Annotated in this window: 18 protein-coding genes; 12 read left to right on the top strand and 6 right to left on the bottom strand. The window is 68.4% G+C overall.

All coding sequences use genetic code 11. From position 1 onward, the window contains the following. Window positions 1-9: 9 nt before the first annotated feature. From modA to WBG56_RS13270, 3 genes are read left to right on the top strand one after another with little or no spacing between them, the layout of a single operon-like run. Window positions 10-759: a molybdate ABC transporter substrate-binding protein gene (gene modA / locus WBG56_RS13280; RefSeq protein WP_424269086.1), complete on the top strand. Its 750-nt coding sequence runs from the start codon at window positions 10-12 to the stop codon at window positions 757-759. 60 nt (window positions 760-819) lie between these two features. Continuing rightward, on the top strand, window positions 820-1506 hold the full coding sequence (gene modB, locus WBG56_RS13275; protein ID WP_424269084.1) for a molybdate ABC transporter permease subunit: 687 nt from the start codon (window positions 820-822) through the stop codon (window positions 1504-1506). Next, window positions 1503-2246, top strand: a complete 744-nt coding sequence (locus WBG56_RS13270; RefSeq protein WP_424269082.1) for an ABC transporter ATP-binding protein — start codon at window positions 1503-1505, stop codon at window positions 2244-2246. Before modB ends, WBG56_RS13270 begins: the two co-directional genes overlap by 4 nt. Before the next feature lie 68 nt (window positions 2247-2314). Here the strand turns inward: WBG56_RS13270 and WBG56_RS13265 are convergent, their stop codons facing one another. Then, window positions 2315-3049, bottom strand: a complete 735-nt coding sequence (locus tag WBG56_RS13265) for a TOBE domain-containing protein (protein WP_424269080.1) — start codon at window positions 3047-3049, stop codon at window positions 2315-2317. Window positions 3050-3274: 225 nt separating this feature from the next. Then, the gene (locus WBG56_RS13260) at window positions 3275-4186 is read right to left on the bottom strand and encodes an NAD-dependent epimerase/dehydratase family protein (RefSeq protein ID WP_424269078.1); all 912 of its coding nucleotides are present in this window, start codon (window positions 4184-4186) and stop codon (window positions 3275-3277) included. An 18-nt stretch (window positions 4187-4204) separates the two neighbouring features. On the opposite strand from WBG56_RS13260, the gene mog reads away from it, so the two are divergent. The 7 genes from mog (at window position 4205) to WBG56_RS13225 (ending at window position 10255) form a co-directional block, all read left to right on the top strand. Continuing rightward, window positions 4205-4834, top strand: a complete 630-nt coding sequence (gene mog / locus WBG56_RS13255) for a molybdopterin adenylyltransferase (RefSeq protein WP_424269076.1) — start codon at window positions 4205-4207, stop codon at window positions 4832-4834. A gap of 129 nt (window positions 4835-4963) precedes the next feature. Beyond that, window positions 4964-6028 (top strand): class II fructose-bisphosphate aldolase, encoded by a 1065-nt coding sequence (fba, locus tag WBG56_RS13250; protein ID WP_424269074.1) that lies wholly within the window; start codon window positions 4964-4966, stop codon window positions 6026-6028. Between the two features lie 6 nt (window positions 6029-6034). Further along, window positions 6035-6922 (top strand): phosphoribosylaminoimidazolesuccinocarboxamide synthase, encoded by an 888-nt coding sequence (locus WBG56_RS13245; RefSeq protein WP_424269072.1) that lies wholly within the window; start codon window positions 6035-6037, stop codon window positions 6920-6922. Next, window positions 6919-7440 (top strand): 5-(carboxyamino)imidazole ribonucleotide mutase, encoded by a 522-nt coding sequence (gene purE, locus WBG56_RS13240; RefSeq protein ID WP_424269070.1) that lies wholly within the window; start codon window positions 6919-6921, stop codon window positions 7438-7440. The genes WBG56_RS13245 and purE overlap by 4 nt, the downstream gene beginning before the upstream one ends. Next, on the top strand, window positions 7440-8618 hold the full coding sequence (locus tag WBG56_RS13235) for a 5-(carboxyamino)imidazole ribonucleotide synthase (protein WP_424269068.1): 1179 nt from the start codon (window positions 7440-7442) through the stop codon (window positions 8616-8618). Before purE ends, WBG56_RS13235 begins: the two co-directional genes overlap by 1 nt. Then, window positions 8611-9663, top strand: a complete 1053-nt coding sequence (locus WBG56_RS13230; protein ID WP_424269066.1) for an L-threonylcarbamoyladenylate synthase — start codon at window positions 8611-8613, stop codon at window positions 9661-9663. Before WBG56_RS13235 ends, WBG56_RS13230 begins: the two co-directional genes overlap by 8 nt. Before the next feature lie 139 nt (window positions 9664-9802). After that, a complete protein-coding gene (locus WBG56_RS13225; RefSeq protein WP_424269064.1) occupies window positions 9803-10255 on the top strand; it encodes a MaoC family dehydratase in 453 nt (150 codons plus the stop codon). Window positions 10256-10314: 59 nt separating this feature from the next. On the opposite strand, the gene purU is transcribed toward WBG56_RS13225, so the two are convergent. From purU to WBG56_RS13205, 4 genes are read right to left on the bottom strand one after another with little or no spacing between them, the layout of a single operon-like run. Beyond that, entirely contained in the window at window positions 10315-11163 is an 849-nt protein-coding gene (purU, locus tag WBG56_RS13220; RefSeq protein ID WP_424269062.1) for a formyltetrahydrofolate deformylase, read from the bottom strand. Between the two features lie 34 nt (window positions 11164-11197). Further along, on the bottom strand, window positions 11198-11731 hold the full coding sequence (locus WBG56_RS13215) for a flavin reductase family protein (RefSeq protein WP_424269060.1): 534 nt from the start codon (window positions 11729-11731) through the stop codon (window positions 11198-11200). 8 nt (window positions 11732-11739) lie between these two features. Further along, window positions 11740-12372 (bottom strand): pyridoxamine 5'-phosphate oxidase, encoded by a 633-nt coding sequence (gene pdxH, locus WBG56_RS13210; protein ID WP_424269058.1) that lies wholly within the window; start codon window positions 12370-12372, stop codon window positions 11740-11742. A 9-nt stretch (window positions 12373-12381) separates the two neighbouring features. After that, window positions 12382-13032 carry a gamma-glutamylcyclotransferase gene (locus WBG56_RS13205; protein ID WP_424269056.1) on the bottom strand — a complete coding sequence of 217 codons (651 nt, stop codon included), beginning with the start codon at window positions 13030-13032 and terminating at the stop codon, window positions 12382-12384. Between the two features lie 138 nt (window positions 13033-13170). On the opposite strand from WBG56_RS13205, the gene WBG56_RS13200 reads away from it, so the two are divergent. After that, complete coding sequence (locus tag WBG56_RS13200) at window positions 13171-14055, top strand: tRNA threonylcarbamoyladenosine dehydratase (protein WP_424269054.1); 885 nt, start codon at window positions 13171-13173, stop codon at window positions 14053-14055. A gap of 180 nt (window positions 14056-14235) precedes the next feature. Next, window positions 14236-16122 carry a propionate--CoA ligase gene (locus WBG56_RS13195; protein WP_424269052.1) on the top strand — a complete coding sequence of 629 codons (1887 nt, stop codon included), beginning with the start codon at window positions 14236-14238 and terminating at the stop codon, window positions 16120-16122. Window positions 16123-16190: the final 68 nt, after the last annotated feature.

The following is a 16190-nucleotide window of genomic DNA, read 5'->3' as shown; positions in this document are numbered from 1 at the left end:
GGAGTCTTCATGCAATTGCGTCGTCTGTTGGCTGTCTGCGTGCTGTCCGGGGCGGTGGCGCCGGTCATGGCCGGTGAAGTGCTGGTGTCGGCCGCCGCCAGCCTGACCAATGCGTTCAAGGACCTGGCCGCCCAGTATGAAACCGCCCATCCGGGCACCAAGGTGCTGACCACCTTTGGCGCATCGGACGTGGTGCTGCGCCAGATCGTGGAAGGCGCCCCCGCCGATGTCTTCGCCTCGGCCGATCAGAAGGCCATGGACAAGGCCGCGGCCGCGCAGGCCATCGATCCTGCCAGCCGGGTGGATTTCGTGCGCAACGAAGTGGTGCTGGTGGTGCCGGCCGACAACCCGCGCCGGATCCAGTCCCTGAAGGACCTGGCCAAACCCGAGGTGCAGCGGATCGCGTTGGGCAATCCGGCATCCGTGCCGGTGGGGCGCTATAGCCAGGCTGCGCTGGAAAAGGCCGGCGCCTGGGACGTGGTCAAGGCACATGAAATCCTCGGGCAGAACGTGCGCCAGGTGCTCAGCTACGTGGAACGCGGCGAGGTCGATGCCGGTTTCGTCTTCGCAACGGATGCCGCCATCATGAAGGACAAGGTCCGGGTCGTGCAGACGGTGGATACCCCCACGCCGGTGGTCTATCCGATCGCACTGGTCAAGCGGGACGGCCGGGCTCCGGAAGCTGCCGATTTCCTGAAGTACGTCGTCTCCCCCGAAGGACAGGCCGTGCTGGCCCGATACGGCTTCGCCAAGCCATAATGCGGGTTTTGCCGGGTGGTGCGCTGCGGCGCGCCGCCCGACGGCGCCGGTACGATTTCCATGCCTGAACTCTGGATTCCTTTACTGCTGTCCCTGAAGGTCGCGGGCTGGGCGACAGCCCTGGCCACGGCGGGCGGCATTGCGGTGGCCTATGGTCTGTCGCGCTGGTCGTCGCGCTGGTGCGACGTGGTCGATGCTTTCCTGACCCTGCCCATGGTGCTGCCGCCCACCGTCACCGGCTATTACCTGCTGGTGCTGTTTGGCCGGCGCGGCGCGCTGGGCGCCTGGCTGCAGTCGCATGGCATCGAGTTGGTCTTCACCTGGCAGGGGGCCGTCGTGGCGGCGGCCGTCGTCGCCTTCCCCATGGTGCTCAAGGCGGCCCGGGCCGCTTTCCTGGATGTGGACCATCGCCTGGAACAAGCCGCCGCCGTGCTGGGGGTATCGCCCGCCGCCGTCTTTTTCCGGGTCAGCCTGCCGCTGGCGGCCCGAGGCATCCTGGCCGGGGTGCTGCTGGCCTTTGCCCGGGCGCTGGGCGAATTCGGCGCCACGCTGATGGTGGCGGGCAATATTCCCGGCAAGACGCAGACCCTGTCGATCGCGATCTACGAGGCTGTCCAGGCCGGCAATGACGACACGGCCAATATCCTGGTGCTGGTCACCTCGGCCACGTGCGTGGCGGTGTTGTGCCTGGCCGCCTGGCTGATGCCGGGGGGCCGCGCCTCGCGCCGGTCCCGGAGCGTCGCATGAGCCTGATCGTGGACATCCGCTGCCGCATTGGCGGGCCGGACGGTTTCCTGCTGCGGCCTGCGTGGCGGACCGACGGACGCCGGGTGGCCTTGTTCGGGCCGTCGGGGGCGGGCAAGAGCCTGACGATGCAGGCGATCGCCGGGCTGCTGCGCCCGGACGCGGGGCGCATCGAAATCGATGGACGGGTTCTGTTCGATCATGCGGCGGGGATCGACGTGCCGCCCCGCGCCCGGCGACTGGCATACCTGTTCCAGGACTATGCCCTGTTTCCCCATCTGACCGTGCGGCAGAACATCGGCTTCGGCCTGCGGCGCGGTTGGCTGAACTGGCATGGCTGGGGCTGGTCGACCGGCCCTGCGGCCGGCGGCGCCGCCGGCGGCAGGTTGCGCCGCCGCGACCTGCCGCCCGCCGCGATGCGATGGGCGCGGGCGTTTCACCTGGATGGTTTGCTGGACCGCTATCCGGCCGAGCTGTCCGGCGGGCAGCGTCAGCGGGTGGCCCTGGCGCGGGCCCTGTCCACCGATCCGGGTCTGCTGCTGCTGGATGAACCGCTGTCGGCCCTGGATTCGGGTCTGCGCGCGCAGATGCGCGTGGAGTTGGCCCAGCTGCAGCGCGACATCGATATTCCCACGGTGCTGATCACGCATGACCCGGCGGATGTGCGGGCCTTGGCCGATCAGGTGTTTCACATCGCTCACGGAGAAATCCAGGGCGACGCCGAACAGGTTTCCCGGGGCTGACGCGCCGCCCGGAGGGGCGCGGCGGGTGCGCCGGCCGGGAATGCCGATCAGCCGGCTGGGAGCGCCGATCAGTCCATCGTGCCGATCAGCACGTCGGCCGCCTGGAAGCAGGCCGCGGCCAGTTCTCCGGGGATGAGTCCGCCGTCCGATGCGTCCGGGTCGGCCAGCCCCGTGATGCGCACCCTGGGGCCGATATCCAGACTGATTTCCGCCAGGGCGCCGTCGTCCGCGCGATGGTTGATGCGGCCGACCCAGCGGTTCAGTCCGTCGGAGGCGGAGTCCGGATCAGCGGCGTCCCGCGGCAGGATGCGGACCGCCTGGGCTTTCAGGAAGGCCAGCGCGCGCCGGCCTTCGGCCAGGTCCAGCCGTTCGGTGCTGGCGTGGGTCAAGGTAGCGGTCAGGGAAATGCCTTCGTCCAGGTTCAACCGGATGCGGTCGTTGATGCGGCCGGACTCGATGGCGCCGATGACGCCTTCGTAGCAGTTGCGGGCTGAAGTCTGCAGCGCCATGCTGTGCAACAGGTCCAGATGCCGGGTGCCGTCGGGGCCGAAGCGCGCCAATGCTTCCATGAAGCGCTGGTGTTCCGCCTGGGCCGCCTGGTACCAGGCGACGAGTTCGCGCGCCCGGCCGGTCAGATGCGCCCCGCCGCCGCGCTTGCCGCCTGTGACGCGCTCGACCAGCAGGTCGCCGGCCAGACTGTTCATCATGTCCACGGCGTCCCAGGCTGCCTTGTAGCTCAGTCCGACCTTGCGCGCCGCCGCGCTGATGGATCCTTCGGTGCCGATGGCGGCCAGCAGGGCCATGCGCCGTTCCGTGCCCCAGATATGGTTGCCGCTACGCAGGCTCAGGGATGAGGCCGGACGCAGATCAGTCCCTGCGGACTGATCTGCGCCTGCCGAATCCGAGCCGCTTGCAAGCGGTGAGGTGGGGGGGGTGTCGCGATGTGAGGGGACCATGGCAGGCAGTGTACGCGGCAGTCCGGGGCGGCTCAAGGCGGAAAGGGTGCTTCATCGCCTTGGGCGCTGCGTTCAGGATCTGCGCGCGGATGCCCCGGCCAGGCAGGCCGCATAGCCGTCGATCGCGTCGGGCCAGGCGGGCGTCCAGCCGCTGGCCCGCAGCCGCGCGTTGGACAGGCGCTTGCCGTCCGGAGCGCGGTTTTCCCGGGCGGGAGGCGGTCCGTCCGCCATCCGCGCCAGCGCGTCGTACAGCGTGGCCGTGGGCATGGGGCGGTCGTCGGTGCCGATGTAGCTGGGCAGGGGGGCGGCCAGGGTCAGCAGATGGATGCAGGCCCGCGCCGCGTCGTCGATGTGGATCCGGTTGGCCCAGTGGCCCGGGCCGTGCGGCGCGGCGATCCGTCCGGCGCGCAGGCTGTCCAGCAGGCGCAGCCGTCCGGGACCGTACAGCCCCGACAGCCGCAGGGCGGTGCCGCGTCCGGGCAGTCGGGCATGCAGCAAGGCCTCGGCTTCCAGCATCGTCGCGCCGCGGAAGTCCGCCGGAGCGGGCGGCGTATCCTCGTTCACCAGGCGGTCGCCCGCGTCCGCCCCCCAGACGGCGGAGGAATCGACCAGCACGCAGCGCTGCAGGCGGTCGGGGCGGGGTAGCGCGTCCAGCAGCGCACGCAGGCCCAGCGGGTAGGCGCGGGCGTAGGCTTCAGGCGTGCGGGCATCGGGCGCGGGGGCGTACAGGAGATGGGTGATGGGGGCGGCGGTGATATCCGGGACGGCGGCCAGCGCCCGGGCCAGGGCGACAGGGTCGGTCAGGTCGGCCCGCAGCCAGCGGATCCGGGCGCCGGGCCGGGCGGCCATGGCACGCCGCCGCAGGCCGATGCAGGTCCAGGGTTCCGGGGCCTGCAATTCCGCGGCGCGCGCGCACAGGTCGCCGCCCACGAGCAGCAGGGTGCGCGTCGCCGCGCCGGTACCTAATAGAATATCCGTTTCCATGTCAGCACAGTCTATCCCATGAGCGATTCCTTCCCATTGCGCCGCAGTCACCCCGATGAACTGATCGTCGGCCTCGTGTCGGTGTCCGACCGCGCCTCGTCGGGCGTCTATCAGGATCAGGGCATTCCGGCGCTGGCCGACTGGCTTCAGCGGGCCTTGACGCGGCCGCCGCAGGTCGTTTCGCGCCTGATCCCCGATGATCGGGCCGGTATCGCCGCCACCCTGCGGGAACTGGTCGACGAGGCCCGTTGCGACCTGGTGCTGACGACGGGCGGCACGGGACCGGCCCGCCGGGACGTGACGCCCGAGGCCACGCTGGACGTGGCCACGCGCGAGATGCCCGGCTTTGGCGAGCAGATGCGCCAGGTCAGCCTGGCCTTCGTGCCGACCGCGATCCTGTCGCGCCAGGTGGCGGTCATCCGGGAACAGCCCGATCACGCCGCGCTGATCATCAATCTGCCGGGCCAGCCCAAGGCCATCCAGGAAACCCTGGAAGGCCTGAGGGACCCGGACGGCCAGGTGAGGGTCCCGGGCGTGTTCGCCGCCGTACCCTATTGCCTGGACCTGATCGGCGGCCCGTACGTCGAGACGCAGGATGCCGTCGTCAAGGCCTTCAGGCCCAAATCGGCCCGGCGCTCCCAGGGGTGAACCGGCGTCGGGCGCCGGTGTGCGCGCCACAGGCCGGCCCCGGGGGCGGAATCAGCAGCAATTCCCATTCCGCCTTAAAATCTCGGCAATCCGGTTTTATCCACTATCTCACCTTTTGGAGGTCCAGCCATGGCCCTGGTTTCCATGCGTCAGCTCCTCGATCACGCAGCCGAGCACGGCTACGGGATTCCCGCTTTCAACGTCAACAATCTGGAACAGGTCCAGGCCATCATGGAAGCCGCTGCCCAGACGGACAGCCCGGTGATCATGCAGGCTTCGGCCGGCGCCCGTAAATATGCCGGCGAAGGCTTCCTCAAGCTCCTGATCCAGGCGGCGGTCGAGTCCTATCCGCACATTCCCGTCGTCATGCACCAGGACCACGGCCAGTCGCCGGCGGTCTGCCAGGGCGCCATCGACCTGGGCTTTTCCAGCGTCATGATGGATGGCTCGCTGATGTCCGACGGCAAGTCGATCGCGTCCTACGAATACAATCTGGACGTCACCCGCCAGGTCGTCCAGATGGCGCACAAACTGGGCATCACGGTGGAAGGCGAACTGGGCTGCCTGGGGTCGCTGGAAACCATGAAGGGTGACAAGGAAGACGGTCACGGCGCGGAAGGCACCATGACCCTCGAACAGTTGCTGACCGACCCTGAACAGGCGGCGGATTTCGTCAAGCAGACCCAGCTCGACGCCCTGGCCATCGCCGTGGGCACCAGCCACGGCGCCTATAAATTCACGCGCAAGCCCACCGGCGACATCCTGTCGGTGCAGCGGATCAAGGAAATCCACGCCCGCCTGCCCAACACCCACCTGGTGATGCACGGCAGCTCCAGCGTGCCCCAGGAACTGCTGGCGGAAATCCGCCAGTTCGGCGGCGACATGAAGGAAACCTACGGCGTGCCGGTGGAAGAGTTGCAGGAAGCCATCAAGTTCGGTGTCCGGAAGGTCAACATCGACACCGACATCCGCCTGGCCATGACCGGCGCCATCCGCCGCTTCCTGGCGGAAAACCCCGGCAAGTTCGATCCGCGCGAATACCTCAAGCCCGCCCGCGAGGCCGCCAAAAAGGTCTGCCTGGCCCGCTACGAGCAATTCGGCACGGCGGGGAATGCCTCCAAGATCAAGGCGATCCCGCTGTCGGACATGGCGGCTCGCTATGCCGCGGGCGAACTCAAGCAATTGGTGAAATAAATTCCGATGACGGCCTTGCTCCAATCCACCATCCAGTCGCTGCCCCTCCTGGGGCGCGGCAAGGTCCGCGACATGTATGCCGTGGGCGAAGACAAACTGCTCATCGTCGCCACGGACCGGATCTCGGCCTTCGACGTCATTCTGGACGACCCGATTCCGGGCAAGGGCAAGGTCCTGACCGCCCTGACGGAATTCTGGTTGAAGCGCCTGGGCCATCTGATTCCCACGCACGTCACGGGTATTGCGCCCGAAGACGTGGTGACGCCCGAAGAACGGAACCAGGTGACGGGGCGGGCCATGGTGGTCAAACGCCTGGACCCCATTCTGGTCGAGGCCGTGGCGCGCGGCTACCTGATCGGCTCGGGCTGGAAGGACTACCAGGCCAGCGGCGCGGTGTGCGGCGTGACCTTGCCGCCCGGCCTGCGCCAGGCGGAAAAGCTGGCCGAGCCCATCTTCACCCCGGCAGCCAAGGCCGAATTCGGGCACCACGACGAGAACGTCGATTTCAATTACGTGGTGGCCCAGGTCGGCGCCGACCTGGCGGCGGAAATCCGCCGCATGACGCTGGCGCTGTACACCGAGGCCGCCGAATATGCCGGCCGCCAGGGCATCCTGATCGCCGATACGAAATTCGAATTCGGCCTGGATGCCCGGGGCACCCTGCATCTGATGGATGAAGTCCTGACGCCGGATTCCTCGCGTTTCTGGCCCGCAGACGGCTATGCCCTGGGCATCAGCCCGCCGTCCTTCGACAAGCAGTTCGTGCGCGACTGGCTGGAAACCCAGGATTGGGGCAAGACCGCGCCGGCGCCGCGCCTGCCGGCCGATGTGCTGGAACGCACCGCCGCCAAATACCGCGAAGCCCAGGATCGCCTGACCCAGGGGGCGGCATGATCGAGGCTGCCGCCGCGTCGGCCCAGGCCCCCGTGGTGGGGCTGATCATGGGCTCGTCCAGCGACTGGGACGTGATGCGCCATGCCGCTGCGGTGTTCGATGAGTTCGGCATCGCCCACGAGACCCGGGTGGTGTCGGCGCACCGCATGCCGCTGGACATGGTCGAATACGGCGCCCAGGCGGTCACGCGGGGCTTGCGGGCCATCGTGGCCGGGGCGGGCGGGGCGGCTCATCTGCCCGGCATGATGGCGGCCCTGACTCCGGTGCCGGTGTTCGGGGTGCCGGTGCCCTCGCGCTATCTGCGCGGCGAAGACTCCCTGCTGTCGATCGTGCAGATGCCCCGGGGGGTTCCCGTGGGCACCTTCGCCATCGGCGAATCGGGGGCGGCCAATGCCGCCTTGCACGTGATCGCCAATCTGGCCATGACGGATGCCGACCTGCTGCAGCGCCTGCAGGCCTATCGGGCGCGCCAGACCCAGGCCGCCCGCGCCATGGTCGTGCCGCCGGAGGTTTCCTGATGGTCGGCTCCGACAGCGGGGCCGCTCTGCCGACGGCGCCCGGGGCCTGGCTGGGGGTGCTGGGCGGCGGTCAGTTGGGCCGCATGTTCTGTCAATCGGCCCAGGCGCTGGGCTATCGCGTGGCGGTGCTGGACCCTGCCGAATCCAGTCCGGCCGGCGCGGTGGCGGACCGCCACATCCGCGCCGCCTACGACGATCCGCAGGCGCTCGACACACTGGGCAGTCTGTGCGCGGCGGTGACGACTGAATTCGAAAACGTGCCGGCCGACAGCCTGCGCCGCCTGGCCGGCTTGTGCCGGACGGCCCCGGCCGGGGATTCGGTGGCCATCGCCCAGGACCGTCTGGCCGAGAAGGCCTATCTGCAAGCATCCGGAGTGCCGGTGGCCGCGCATGCGGCCGTGTCGCAGGCGTCCGATCTGGATGTCTGTCCCGCATCCTTGTTTCCCGGCATCCTCAAGACCGCGCGCCTGGGTTATGACGGCAAGGGTCAGGTTCGGGTATCGTCCCGCGAACAGGCCCTGCAGGCGTTCGAGTCCCTGCGCGGGGCGGCCTGCGTGCTGGAAGCCCTGCAGCCGCTGGACTACGAGATCTCCGTCGTGGTGGCGCGCGGCCTGGATGGCCGCACGGTCACGTATCCGCCCTCCCGCAATGCGCATCGCGACGGCATCCTGGCGGTGTCGACCGTCGACGGCACGATCGATCCCGCCGTGGCGGATCGGGCCCGCCGCCATGCCTTGCGGATCGCGGACCACCTGGATTACCACGGGGTGCTGTGCGTTGAATTCTTCGTGTTGCGCGACGGCGCGGTCATTGCCAACGAAATGGCGCCGCGCCCGCATAACAGCGGTCACTACACGCAAGACGGCTGCCTGGTCAGCCAGTTCGAACAGCAGGCCCGCATCATGGCCGGGCTGCCCCTGGGCATGACGGATCCGCTATGCCCCAGCGCCATGCTGAATCTGCTGGGAGACCTGTGGTTCGATCCCGATGGGCGGCTGCGCGAGCCGGATTGGGCGGGCGTGCTGTCCGTGCCCGGCACGCGCCTGCATCTGTACGCCAAGAGCCAGGCCCGTCCGGGGCGCAAAATGGGCCACGTCAACATCCTGGGCGCCACGGCCGCCGAATTGCATGCCCGCGTGGCCCGCGTGGCCGGCGCGCTGGGGCTGTCGGATGCCTGACTCCGCGCAGGCCCGCATTCTGGAGGCCGCCCGCCGGCTGGACCGGGGGCGCCTGGTGGCGTTCCCCACCGAGACCGTCTACGGTCTGGGGGCCGATGCCGAAAACCCGCAGGCGGTGGCCCGCATCTATGCGGCCAAAAAGCGTCCCGCCAATCATCCCGTCATCGTCCACCTGGCCCCGGACACCGATCCGGCCTATTGGGCGGCTGCCGTGCCGCTGCAGGCGCGGCAGTTGATGGCGGCGTTCTGGCCGGGGCCCCTGACCCTGATCCTGCCGCGCGCCGCCCGGATTCCGGATGCGGTCAGCGGCGGCCAGGACAGCATCGGCCTGCGCTGTCCGGCGCATCCGGTCGCGCAGACCCTGCTGCATGTGTTCGCCGCGCTCAAGCCCCATGGCTGCGGCGGCGTGGCGGCGCCCTCGGCCAATCAATTCGGCCAGGTGTCGCCGACGCGGGCGGACCACGTGCGCCAGGCGTTTCCCGATCTGGACGACCAGGCCCTGATGATCCTGGAGGGCGGCGAATCCCAGGTCGGCATCGAATCGACCATCCTGGATCTCTCCCGCCTGGAGCAGGGCGTGGGTCCGACCTTGCTGCGGCCCGGCCAGATCAATGTGCTGCAGCTGGCCGAGATCCTGGGCGATCTGCCCGCGCTGCCCGATGCGGCGGCGCCCCGGGTGTCGGGGTCGCTCAAGGCGCACTATGCGCCGCATACGCCTGTGGCGCTGATGGACCCGGCTGCGCTGTCGGCCTGGGCGGCCGGGCTGGGGCCGGCTCCGGCCTTGGCGATTGCGCAGGCTGGACGGCCCGCCCGCCGTCTGGCCGTGGTGGTGCTGGATGCGCCGCCCGGCCCCGCGCCCGAGGGCGTGGACTGGGTGGTCGTGCGAGCCGATCCGGCCCACTATGCCCGCCGCCTGTACGCGCTGCTGCGCGAACTGGATGCGGCCGGCTACGATCTCATCGTGCTGCAGCGCCCGCCCGCCGAGCCCGCCTGGCAGGGCATCGACGATCGGATCAGCCGGGCGGCCGCCGCGTTTTCCGCCTGACGGGACCGGGTCTCATCAGGGGGCCGGCGCAGGCCGGGGATGCGGTTAAACTGACGGATTACTTTCGCCCCGGCCGGCGGCATGCGTCCCGGCTGGGCCGTCAGGATGATGAATCCTGGTGTTGTCCTGGAAAATGGTCATGAAATTCAAGGAATTCGAACCGGGCATGGTGATTCACCACGGGCCGGTGACGGTGGATGAAGCGGAGATGCTGGCCTTTGCCCGCACCTATGATCCGCAGTGGTTCCATGTGGATGCCGAGCGCGCCCGTTCGGGGCGCTGGGGCGGCCTGATCGCCAGCGGCTGGATGACCTGCGGCCTGGCCATGCGCATGGCGGTGGAATCCGCCCTGCACGATTCAGAGTCCTTCGGTTCGCCGGGGTTGGAGCGCCTGCGCTGGATCCTGCCGGTGCGGCCGGGCGATCAACTGCGCCTGGAAGCCACTGTGGATTCGAAACGGGTGTCCTCGTCGAGAGACGATCTGGGCATCATCCGATGGGCCTGGCGTCTGTTCAATCAGAATGACGAACAGGTGCTGGAGGTCGAGGCCACCAGCCTGTTCGAACTGGAATTGCCCGCCGGATCGGACTGAGGATCCGCCTCGCGGACCCCGAGCCTCTGGACCGGCCTTCGGGCTGAAGACCTGGGGCTCTACCGGAATACCACCGTGCGCCGCCCGTTTCGCAGGATGCGGTGCTCCACGTGCCAGCGCACGGCGCGCGACAGGACCACCGATTCGATATCGCTGCCGATGCGCGTCAGGTCCTGCGGGCCCATGGCGTGGTCCACCCGTTCGATGTCCTGCTCGATGATGGGGCCCTCGTCCAGGTCCTGCGTCACGTAGTGCGCGGTGGCGCCGATGATCTTCACGCCCCGCGCGTGGGCCTGGTAATAAGGCCGCGCGCCCTTGAAGCTGGGCAGGAAACTGTGATGGATGTTGATCGCGCGGCCTTCCAGGGCGCCGCATAGGTCGGATGACAGGATCTGCATGTAGCGGGCCAGCACGACCAGGTCCACGCGTTCGCGATCGACCAGATCCAGGATCTGGCGCTCCTGGGCCGCGCGGGTGTCGGCGGAAACCGGCAGGTGGTGAAACGGCAGGCCGTGCGCCTGCGCCAGCGCCTGGAAATCCGGGTGATTGGACACGACCCCCGCGATTTCCGCCGGCATCTGCCCGCTTTGCACGCGAAACAGCAGATCGTTCAGGCAATGCCCCTGGCGGCTGACCAGGACCAGCAGTCGCGCCTTGCGGCGGGCGTCATGGATCTGGAACTGCATGTTGAAGCGTTCGGCGGCGCCCGAGAAGTCCTGTTGCAGGGTCTCGATGGGGGTGGCGGCCGGCAGAGCGAAATGGACTCTCAGGAAGAACTGCTGGCTGTCGGGGTCGCCGAACTGCTGCGCGTGCACGATGTTGCCGTGCAGCGTCAACAGCCAGCTGCTGACGGTATGGACGATGCCCATGCGGTCGGGGCAGGAAAGCGTCAGGATGTAGTCGTGCATGAAAGGTCGCAATCGGGAAGAGGGGCGTCCGGCGTCAGTTGCGGGACAGGGGTTCGCTGGCCTGGGTCAGTTCGAAATCCCCGGCGTGGTAGATCAGCGGCGACAGCAATTGACGCTGGCAGTGTTCCACCTGGCCGACGAAGATCGTATGATCCCCTGCCTGATGGTGCTGGGTGTTGTGGCATTCGAACCAGGCGGCGCAGCGGGAATCCCCCAGCATCAGGGTGCCGTTGGGCGCGCGGTTCAGCGCCAGGCCGGCGAACCGGTCGGTTTGCGATCCTTTGGCAAAGCGGCGGGCCAGGTCGATCTGGCTGGCCGACAGGACGTGGATCACGTAATGGTCCAACGCCAGGAACGCTTCCAGCGACGATGCGGTATGCGTCAAGGTCCATAGGATCATGGGCGGGGCCAGTGACACGGAGCTGAAAGAACTGATGGTCAGGCCCAGGGGGGCGCCGGTGTCCGGATGCTCGGCGGTGACGATGGTCACGCCCGTTGGAAACCGGCCCAGCGCCGAGCGGAAATACAGGGATGGAAAATCCGCTGGAGCGGGGGAGGATCGGGTCATGGTGCTCATCAGGGGGCCAGGCGCGTCAGATCCCAGCCGCCCGTGGCATTTCGGGTGTACACCAGCCGGTCGTGCAGCCGGGACGGCCGGCCCTGCCAGAATTCGACGCGCGCCGCCTGCAGGCGGTAGCCTCCCCAGTGGGGCGGGCGGGCCGGCTCATCGCCCAGTTGTCCGGACAGGTCATGCACGCGCTGCGCCAGGGCTTCGTGGCTGATGGGTCGGCTTTGCGGCGAGGCCCACGCGCCGATGCGCGAGCCCAGCGGCCGGCTGGCATAGTAGGCGTCGGATTCGGCCGCCGGAACGGGGGTCACGCCGCCTTCGATGCGCACCTGGCGTTCCAGCTCGGGCCAGAAGAACAGCAGGCTGGCGTGCGGGTTGGCGTCCAGCTCCTCGCCCTTGCGTGACTGGTAGTTGGTGTAGAAGACGAAACCCTGCGCGTCGAAGCCCTTCAGCAGCACGATCCGGGCGGAGGGGCGGCCGGCCGCGTCGGCCGTCGCCAGCGTCATGGCGGTGGGTTCGCGGACCTCGCTGTGCAGAGCCTGCTCGAACCACAGTTCGAATTGAGCGTAGGGGTTCGCCGCAGCGGCGGCTTCCAGCAGTTCGAACTTCTGATAGGTCTGGCGGATATCGGCGATGGACATGGTGGCGGTTCAGGAAAAGGAAGATTCTGGGGATTGCAGGGCGCGCACGATGGCCTGCAGGCGCCGGTCCGGAATGCCGGCGTCGTTCAGGGCCTGGGCCGTCTGCAGCACGTAATCGGTGCAGGCGCCATAGCGTCCGTGGCCCCGGCGCACGGCAGCGACGATCTGGTGGATGGACAGGCCGTGCGCGTAGCCGTCGTCCTGGCGATTCATGGTGAAGACCAGCCCGGATACCGGGCCGAGAGCCGTATGGCAGCGCAGCCAGCGCGGAATATAGGCGGCGCTGGCCATTTCACGCTGCCATAGGGCGGGCAGTATGTCGGGCACCTGGCCGGCGGCGATCCGGAAGACGCGGCCGGTGCAGGCGCCTCCCCGGTCCAGCCCGAACACCAGGCCGGGTTGCGCGGGGGTGCCGCGGTTGATGCGCGACCACAGGCACAGCGCCCGGTGGTAGCCGTGGACGCGCGCCTGGCGGGATTCGAGGAAATCGAATTCCGGCCGCCAGATCAGCGACCCATAGCCGAAGACCCAGAGATCGGTGCGGCTGTCCCAGTCCCGCAGGGTCTGCCGGATGGACGCCGCATGCCATTCGGCGTCCCGCAGCCGGAATGCCTCGGGCGGCGGTGGCTGGTGGGCGGAGCGAGGCGCAGGGGCGTTCACAGGGGCAGGCGAGTGGTGGAAAAATAAATGCTTCCTATTGTAGAGGACTTGCGACGGCTCTGAATGGCGGCCCGCGCCAGCGGTCCGGCGGGTCTCCGCCCGTGGCAAAATGCTGCTTTCAGTGCTTCTTGTGTCTTCATGATGTCCGGTCCGGATTCGATCACGCCCCTGGATGCCGTTTCGGCCGAGCCCGCCGCCGATCTGCTTCGCCGCTTCGGCGGGCTGGATCGGCTGTACGGCGATGGCGCCTGGCGCAGGCTCTCCGCCTTGCATGTGGTCGTGGCCGGCATTGGCGGCGTGGGGACCTGGTGCGTCGAAGCCCTGGCCCGTTCCGGAGTGGGGGCGCTGACGCTGGTGGACATGGACCACGTCGCGGAATCCAACGTCAACCGTCAGGCGCACGCCCTGGGCAGCACGCTGGGCATGGCGAAAATCCGCGCCATGGGCGATCGGGTGCGCGACATCCATCCCGGTTGCCGGGTGGTGGAGATCGATGATTTCGTCAGCGCCGATAACCTGGGGGCCATCCTGTCGGCCGGCCCCGCCGGCATCCTGCTGGACTGCACCGATCAGGTTCCGGCCAAGATCGCCATGATCCTGCAGGCTCGCGCCCAGGGCTGGCCGTTGTTGGTGTGCGGCGGCGCGGGCGGCAAGACCGACCCCCTGGCCCTGCGGGCCGGGGACCTGTCCGCCTCCACGCACGATGCCTTGCTGGGACGCATCCGCCAGGAACTGCGCCAGCGCCACGGTTACCCGAAGGGCGGCGCCGCCGGCGGCAAACCCCGGCGGCGGGTGCCGAGCATGAAGGTGCCCTGCCTGTGGTTCGATCAGCCGGTCGTGCTGCCGTCGGCCTGGACTCAGCCGTCAGCCGCTTGCGCGGCGCCCGATGCGGGCGGGCCGGCGCCTGCCCCGCAGGGCCTGTCCTGCGCCGGGTATGGTTCCGTGGTGACGGTCACGGCCAGCATGGGCCTGGCGGCCGCGCATTGGGCCTTGCAGCAGGGCCTGGCTGCGCACAGCGGCTGAAATTGCCGACCTCTCGATCCGCCGGGCCGATCACGGGCTGCGGCGCGTCAGCCTCCTGTCAGTCTTCCCCTGTAATTTCGGGGCTGGTGTAGCATGTGGACACCATAATAATTCAGGAACCATCCGCGTTTCGGGTGTCTGACAGGATGCCGGGGCTGCAGGATGACAGGAGACGACGTCATGCAGAAAATCCGCGAATTCCATCGGCAGTCCGTACAGGATCGGGATGCCTTCTGGGCCCGCGAGGCCCAGCGCATCCACTGGGAAACCCCCTTTACCCAGGTGCTGGATTATTCCCGTCCGCCGTTTGCGCGCTGGTTCGTGGGCGGGCGCACCAACCTGTGCTACAACGCGGTGGATCGCTGGCTGGATACCCAGGCGGATCAGCCTGCATTGATCTGGGTGTCGACGGAAGTCGATCAGGAAATCGTCTACACCCGCGCCGAACTCGCCCGCGAGGTGAATGCCGCCGCCGCCATCCTGCAGCAACTGGGGGTGGAACAGGGCGACCGGGTGCTGATCTACCTGCCCATGATTCCCCAGGCGGCGTTCTTCATGCTGGCCTGCGCCCGCATCGGCGCCATCCATTCGGTGGTCTTCGGCGGTTTCGCGTCCCATAACCTGGCGCAACGCATCGACGATGCCGAGCCCAAGGTCATCATCTCCACCGATGCGGGTTCGCGCGGCGGGCGCCCGATCGCCTATAAACCGCTGCTGGACCAGGCCGTCGCGCAGTGCGCGCATGCCCCCGAACATGTCGTGCTGGTCAATCGCGGCCTGGCGCCCATGGACCTGACCGCGGGCCGCGATCTGGATTACGCGACCCTGCGGGCCCGTCATCTGGATGCTCAGGTGCCGGTGGTCTGGCTGGAATCCAATTCGCCCAGCTACATCCTGTACACCTCGGGCACGACGGGCAATCCCAAAGGCGTGCAGCGCGACGTGGGCGGCTATGCCGTGGCCCTGTGCGCATCCATGGAATACATATTCGGCGGCAAGCCGGGCGACGTCTATTTTTCCAGCAGCGACGTGGGCTGGGTGGTGGGCCATTCCTATGTGGTCTACGGGCCGCTTCTGAACGGCCAGGCCACCGTCATGTACGAGGGCACGCCGGTGCGCCCCGATGCCGCCATTCTGTGGCGCATCGTCGAAACCCACCGGGTCAATGCCCTGTTCTCCGCGCCGACCGCCATCCGGGTGCTGAAAAAGCACGATCCGGCCTTGCTCGCACGCCACGATCTGTCCAGCCTGGACCGCATCTATCTGGCGGGCGAGCCGCTGGACGAACTGACCGGCCAGTGGCTGTCCGAAGCGCTGGGCAAGCCCGTCGTCGATAACTATTGGCAGACCGAGACCGGCTGGCCGATCCTGTCGGCGCAGCCGGGGGTCGAGGAAATCCCGCCCCGATTCGGCAGCCCCACGGTGCCGGTCTACGGCTTCGATGTGCGGGCCATCGACGAAGCCACCGGGCAGGATTGCGGCCCCAACCAGAAGGGCGTCGTGGCGATCGAGCCGCCCCTGCCGCCGGGGGCCATGAGCACGATCTGGGGCGATGATGAACGCTTCGTGCGGACCTATTTCCAGTCTTTCCCCGGGCGTCTGACCTACTCCACGTCCGACTGGGGGCTGGTGGACGACGACGGCTATTGGTTCATCCTGGGGCGCACCGACGACGTCATCAATGTCGCCGGCCATCGCCTGGGCACCCGCGAGATCGAGGAGTCCGTGAATACCCATCCCGCGGTGGCGGAATCGGCGGTGGTCGGAGTGGCGGATCAGTTGAAGGGCCAGGAAGCCATGGCCTTCGCCGTGCTGCGCAATCCGGCGCTGCTCGACGAGACGGGCGGCCGCGACCGCCTGGAGGCCGAGATCAAGCGCGTCATCGAACAACGCAACGGCGCTGTGGCCCGGCCCGCTCGCATCCTGTTCGTCAACAGCCTGCCGAAAACACGGTCCGGCAAGGTCCTGCGCCGCGCCATCGTGGCCCTGTGCGAAGGGCGCGATCCCGGCGATCTGACCACCATCGAGGATCCGGGCGCCCTCGATCAGATCCGTTCCGTGCTGTGAGGGCTCCCCAGGATCGGGATCGCCCGCCCGCGACCGGCCGTCCGGCAGGGGGGGCGGCCGCGGAAGGC

This window comes from Castellaniella sp. (assembly GCF_049671645.1).
Taxonomy (GTDB): Bacteria; Pseudomonadota; Gammaproteobacteria; order Burkholderiales; family Burkholderiaceae_B; genus Castellaniella.
The sequence above is the reverse complement of the archived record's forward strand: the minus strand, read 5'-3'. Positions and strand labels throughout refer to the sequence as shown.